We start from the raw sequence: 5284 nt of genomic DNA on the forward strand, positions 1-5284 counted from the left end.
CGTGCCTGGCTTTCGATCTTGTATCTCACGACCTGATCGATGAGCTCGTCCTTGTAGAATTCTTTCTTGATCATCTCGAACACTCTTTCCGCCAACCCCGCTTCCACTAGATAGCAAGCGATCGGCCAAGGCCAGCGGGTCTTCGGCCCTATCCGACGATCGAGCCGTCGCTTCTCGGTTGAGGCTCTGGCGCTTGCCCTCCCGATGAGAAGCGGTAGTCCAAGAGCTCGTTGAGCGTCGACATGATCTCACGGACTTCGGGAGGCGCCTCGCGGTACTGACAGCGTCGGTACCGGTCGCCCGCTTTCTCGGAGACGACCACGGCGTGGATCTCGTCGAGAGGCTCGACGACGCGCTTCTGGATGCGCACCGCGACGACGATGCCAACTGCGAATCCGGCGAGCGCCATCAGAACCGCGGCCCAAGCTCCCGCCTCGCTCAGCCGGCTCGCGCGATCGCGCGTGTTCCGCATGGCGACACGGTTGATGCCGATGAGCTCCTGCACCGCCTCGACGGTGGCCGCTAGCGACTCTTCGGAACCCTCCTGGAGACCTCGGTAGCCTCGATCCACGCGATCGAGGATGTCGGGCTCCTCCTCTTCCGTGACGTTGTCCCGGGCTCTCGCGAGAGCGCCGAAGAACTCTCCGTCGAGGTCCTCCGAGCGCGAGCTCCCGCCCCTCGAGAGAGCGAGAACGCCTAGCATCTTCTCCGCAGCTTCGATCGATGTGTCGTTCTCTTGGAGGATCTGGTCGATCACCGGAGCGATGCGGGAGAGGAGCCCGATGGCCGCGAATCCCAAGAGGAGCTGGATCGCTAACAGGATGGCGATGCCGAACCGGAGCTCTCGCTTCACCGGGATCATGTCTCTTGCTCCAGAAGCCGCGTGACGGCCCCCTCGCGTGAGACCACGACGAGGATGTCGCCTTTCCGGAGCGTCTCCTTCGGCTCGGGAAGGGAGACCGTGCTCTCTCCATCTCTGCGGATGCCCACGATTTGGATGCCAAAGCGGCGGGGGAGCGCGAGCTCCGAGAGGCTCTTCTCGTGGAACGAGGGAGGGGTTTGGAGCTCGGTGAGCACGAGGTCTTTGCCGAAGGGGAGCTCTCCCATTACCTCGCGGTAAACCATGTGGTTCGCGAGTCTCTCGCCGTACTCGCGCTCGGGGTTTACGACCTCATGGGCTCCAACGAGCCGAAGGATCCGGGAGTGCACCTCGTCGTTGGCGCGAGCGACGATCCGGGGCGAGCCCATCTGCCGGAGGAGAGCGGTACAGATGATGGAGGACTCCCTCGATTCGTCGCCGATGGCGCAGACGGTGACATCCCGCTTCTCTGGCGAGGTTCGGGCGAGCGCTTCGTTGTCGGTCGCGTCGAAGCTCACCGCCTCCTCCACAAACGGCGCCGCGGCTCGCACGCGACTGGGGTCGCGATCGATGGCGAGCACCTCGACCTTCCGCCCCGAGAGCGCTTTCGCAAGTGCCATGCCGAACTGTCCGAGTCCGATGACGATCACTTGTTTCCGCATCTTGTGAAACTACCTCATCCAGTCTCGAGGCCTCGAAGGGCTCGAGAGCTCATCCGACCGTAACCTCCTCCTCCACCAGCTCCCAACGGGATTCCGACCTCCGCGAGCCCAGGAAGAGAAACAGGCTCAATGGACCGACGCGTCCCGCGAACATGCACACCATGATGATGATCTTTCCTACCGCGTCGAGCGACGCCGTGCCTCCGATCGAGAGACCGACGGTGCCGAGAGCGGACGCCGTCTCGAAGAGCGCCGTCCGCGAGTCGAGGTTCTGCGTGAGCTGGAGCGCGAAGAAGCCCATGAGAAGAGAGAGGACGCCGACGGTGACGATCGAGGCCGCCTCGTAAACCGTGCGGTGCGAGAGCCGCCGGGCGAAGGCGGTCGCCACGAAGCGGCCCCGCACCGCCGACACCACGGCGAGGAGCAGGACGACTCCCGTCGTCGTCTTGATGCCTCCCGCCGTCCCGCCCGGACTGCCCCCCACGAACATCAGCAAGATCACGACGGTCAGGGTAGCGGGACGAAGGGCCGCCACGTCGACGGAGTTGAATCCCGCCGTTCGCGTGGTGAGCGACTGGAACCAGGCATTGTGGATCCGGTCGGGCCAGGAGAGCTGCCTCAGCGTGTGGCTCCACTCGAGCGCGAGAATAGTCCCCGTTCCCAGGACGAGCAGCGCGAGTGTAGCCACGAAAGCGATCTTGTGATCCACCGCCACCCGTCGCCTCCGCAGGATTGCCGGAACGGCGGCAACCGTGGCCGGGGAGAGCCCCCCAATAATAATGAGGGCACCCACCGTGTGGAGGACCGTGGAGTCTTGCTGGAAGGAGACGAGGCTATCGCTTCGTAGAGCGAAGCCCGCATTGCAGAAGGCGGAGACAGCCGTGAACAGCCCGTGCCAGATCGCCTCCTGAGGGGGAGCGCCTTCGTGGAAGAGCCACCCCGCGAGGAAGACCGCTCCCGCCGCCTCGACGACGAAGGTGAAGAGTAGCAGCCGACCGACGGCCTCGGTGAGGACGCCTCTTCGCTCGGCACCGAAGATTCCCGCGACGGCGGCCTCGTGCCGGAGGCTCGGACGAAATCCCAGAAAGGCGAGCGTCACCGTCGAGAAGCTCATGATCCCGAGACCGCCGAGCTGAATGAGAACGAGCAAGACGGCCTCGCCGAAGCCGCCGAAGGCGGCGGGGGTGTCGAGCACGATGAGGCCGGTGACGCAGACCGCGGAGACAGCGGTGAAGGCGGCGTCCAGAAATCCCACGCTCCGGCCGTCGGAAGCGCTCGCGGGAAGGACGAGGAGAAGGGTTCCCAGAAAACTCAGCCCCGCGAACGTCATCACCAGTAGACGCGCCGGATGCTCGACGATGGGCTGCCACCAGTAGGAGCCGGAGAGCTCTTCGTTGGGTCGTGCCGCGACGAGTACCGTCAGCGGAACGAGCGCTCCCAGTCCGGCGATCTGGAGCGGTTCCCACGGAACAAGCGCGGCTGCCGCGAGCGAGCCTCCTGCCACCACGGTGGGGCCGATCCATCGACGCGAGCCCGCTCGCCTCGTCCGGAGCATCCAGGCGAGGGAGAAGCCCAGCGCAACGAGGAGTCCCAGCCCGAGGCAGGCGAGCACCGCGCGATCCTCCATTTGCAGGAGAAAGGCCAAAAGCCATTCCGCCAGGTAGATTGTCGATGAAATCCGCGCCCTTCTCTCGGTCAGCGTGCGCTGTTGCCGGCGCGACAGGCGGGAATCCTGCGCCACCTCGAGTCCCCACAAAGTTCCAAGGAGCGCGAGTCCGACGAGGAGCGCCGAGAGAGCGAGCGCCGGGGTCAATGTCGCCGTGGAGAGGGTCGAGCTCAGGAAGCCCACGAGTCCCGCGGTCGAAAGAGCGCGGCCGAGATCCACGCGCCGGACCGTGAGGAGACCGCCGGCGATGAGGAGCGAGAGCGAGACGATGGAAATGGCCCACCAGGAGATGGCGGCCGCCCGAGGCCCGTCGAGGCGAAGTGCAATGAGGGCGAGGAGCGGCGCGACGCTCGCGATGCCCGCGGTCGGCCATGCTGAGGAGCGCACGAAAATCTATCGCCTCACCGGGAGTGGAAGCGGGATCATCGGCGGCGATCTTAACCCGAACGGATCCCAAGGTCTCACCCGATGGGTTCAGAGCTTCACGGGTGAACGCGGTCTAGTGCGGGTGCTCGGGGGCGGGCGCGAAGCTGGTGGGAATGACTTTTTGCCGCCGCGATACCTCGTCGTCGTAGTAGCGCCGGTAGAGGATGTCCCATTCCTCGCTGCCTTCGGGAATCTCCCGTGCCTGGCTTTCGATCTTGTATCTCACGGCCTGATCGATGAGCTCGTCCTCTCTCAGCTCTTCTTGAATCACCCGGGCTACCTCGAGGCGGATCTCGCTCTCGTCCTCGTAGAACTCGACCTCCCCTTCGTTGCGGAGGTATTCCATGATGATGTTGGCCAGGTGGTTGATTTTTGCACTGGAAAGCCGCATCGTCACCGGGTCGCCTGACGCCCTTCGAGCTCGATCAGACGGGAGCTTGCGAAAGGCATCAGAGGATGATTTTCCTTTCTCGTGCGAGTTTCTTCTTGATCATCTTGAACATCTCTCGATACTCGACGTTGGTTCGGCGCATCTCCTCGGAGTGCTCCGTCAGGATCTCTCGAACTTCGTCGTTGAGGCGGTCCTCCACGAGGAGCTCTTCGGTCATCAGGCCGATCAGCCTCTGCACCATGTTGGAGGGTTGGTCGACCTCGATATAGCCCTTTTCCAGCAGCTCCTTCGTGATACGGTACGAAATGAACTCGATTTGGTTCTTCGTTAGCCTCATAGTGAACAGAAAAGCCTATCATAAGTTTAGGTGAAACCTCAAGTAAAACTGGAGGTTTTTGTGCATTCTTGCCCGATAATGCTCGTTTTGACGGCTTCGGCACTCCCTCTGCCGACACAATCGAAGGTGGAGGGGGTGGTCGCTGGAGTCGTCTTCGAGGACACCGACGGCGACTCGCAACGGGGACCGGGAGAGCCGGGCGTCCCAGGGGTTGTGGTCTGCACGCGGAGCGGCTGCAGGACGACGGCCGAGGACGGCGCTTACGAGGTCCCGGTCGCGCCGGGAACGCAGATCGTCTGGGCGCGCCAGCCGGATGGCTTCCGCTCTCGTTCAGGTTTCTGGCGCCGTGTTCCCGCTGACCCGTTCGAGTGGCTGGTCAATATTCCGTTCGAGCGTAGCGAGGAGACGGTCAGCCAGTTCAGCTTCCTGCACGCTTCCGATACTCATCTCGATGCCGAGAGCCTCCCGAGGTTCCGTCGCCTCCGCCAGATAGCGGCCGAGAGAGACGTCGCTTTCGTTCTTCTCACCGGGGACCTCGTACGGGATGCGCTTCGCGTTTCCGAGGAAACGGCCCGCGAGCGGTACGAGCTTTTGCGGGCCGAGATTGGGACGTTTCCGATGCCGGTTTGGGGCGTACCGGGGAATCACGAGATCTTCGGAATCGAGCGCCATCTTTCGGGCGTCTCGGTGGACCATCCTCTGTACGGTAAGGGCATGTACCGCCGCTTCATGGGCCCTACCTACTACTCCTTCGACTATGGCGGGGTGCACTTCATGGGTCTCGACACCGCGGACATCGAGGACAAGTGGTACTACGGCCACGTCGACGCCCAGCAGCTCGCATGGATTGAATCGGACCTCGCGAACGTTCCCGCGGAAACACCTATTGTCACGTTCAACCACATCCCGTTCTTTTCGGCACTCGTGAGCGCTTCGGGCTACT

At 63.4% G+C, this 5284-nt stretch carries 6 protein-coding genes; 1 reads left to right on the top strand and 5 read right to left on the bottom strand.

The window, feature by feature from the left end; genetic code table 11:
• Positions 1 to 148 precede the first annotated feature (148 nt).
• The 5 genes from VEK15_13180 to VEK15_13200 all read right to left on the bottom strand — a co-directional run bounded on the left by VEK15_13180 (position 149) and on the right by VEK15_13200 (position 4341).
• The gene (locus tag VEK15_13180) at positions 149 to 862 is read right to left on the bottom strand and encodes a hypothetical protein (protein HXV61644.1); all 714 of its coding nucleotides are present in this window, start codon (positions 860 to 862) and stop codon (positions 149 to 151) included.
• Entirely contained in the window at positions 859 to 1521 is a 663-nt protein-coding gene (locus tag VEK15_13185) for a TrkA family potassium uptake protein (GenBank protein ID HXV61645.1), read from the bottom strand. The genes VEK15_13180 and VEK15_13185 overlap by 4 nt, the downstream gene beginning before the upstream one ends.
• Before the next feature lie 49 nt (positions 1522 to 1570).
• Positions 1571 to 3574, bottom strand: coding sequence for a potassium transporter TrkG (locus VEK15_13190; protein HXV61646.1), 2004 nt, complete (start codon positions 3572 to 3574; stop codon positions 1571 to 1573).
• A 112-nt stretch (positions 3575 to 3686) separates the two neighbouring features.
• Positions 3687 to 4004, bottom strand: a complete 318-nt coding sequence (locus tag VEK15_13195; protein ID HXV61647.1) for a DUF507 family protein — start codon at positions 4002 to 4004, stop codon at positions 3687 to 3689.
• 58 nt (positions 4005 to 4062) lie between these two features.
• Positions 4063 to 4341, bottom strand: coding sequence for a DUF507 family protein (locus VEK15_13200; protein HXV61648.1), 279 nt, complete (start codon positions 4339 to 4341; stop codon positions 4063 to 4065).
• A 78-nt stretch (positions 4342 to 4419) separates the two neighbouring features.
• On the opposite strand from VEK15_13200, the gene VEK15_13205 reads away from it, so the two are divergent.
• Positions 4420 to 5284: metallophosphoesterase (locus VEK15_13205; GenBank protein ID HXV61649.1), on the top strand; the 865-nt coding region annotated here is incomplete at its 3' end.

The sequence above is a fragment of the Vicinamibacteria bacterium genome, assembly GCA_035620555.1.
Classification (GTDB): domain Bacteria; phylum Acidobacteriota; class Vicinamibacteria; order Marinacidobacterales; family SMYC01; genus DASPGQ01.

Excerpts from the sequence above, each read along its gene's own strand:
- VEK15_13180 (HXV61644.1), bottom strand. The coding sequence starts at position 862 with ATGATCCCGGTGAAGCGAGAGCTCCGGTTCGGCATCGCCATCCTGTTA.
- VEK15_13185 (HXV61645.1), bottom strand. The coding sequence starts at position 1,521 with ATGCGGAAACAAGTGATCGTCATCGGACTCGGACAGTTCGGCATGGCA.
- VEK15_13195 (HXV61647.1), bottom strand. The coding sequence starts at position 4,004 with ATGCGGCTTTCCAGTGCAAAAATCAACCACCTGGCCAACATCATCATG.
- VEK15_13200 (HXV61648.1), bottom strand. The coding sequence starts at position 4,341 with ATGAGGCTAACGAAGAACCAAATCGAGTTCATTTCGTACCGTATCACG.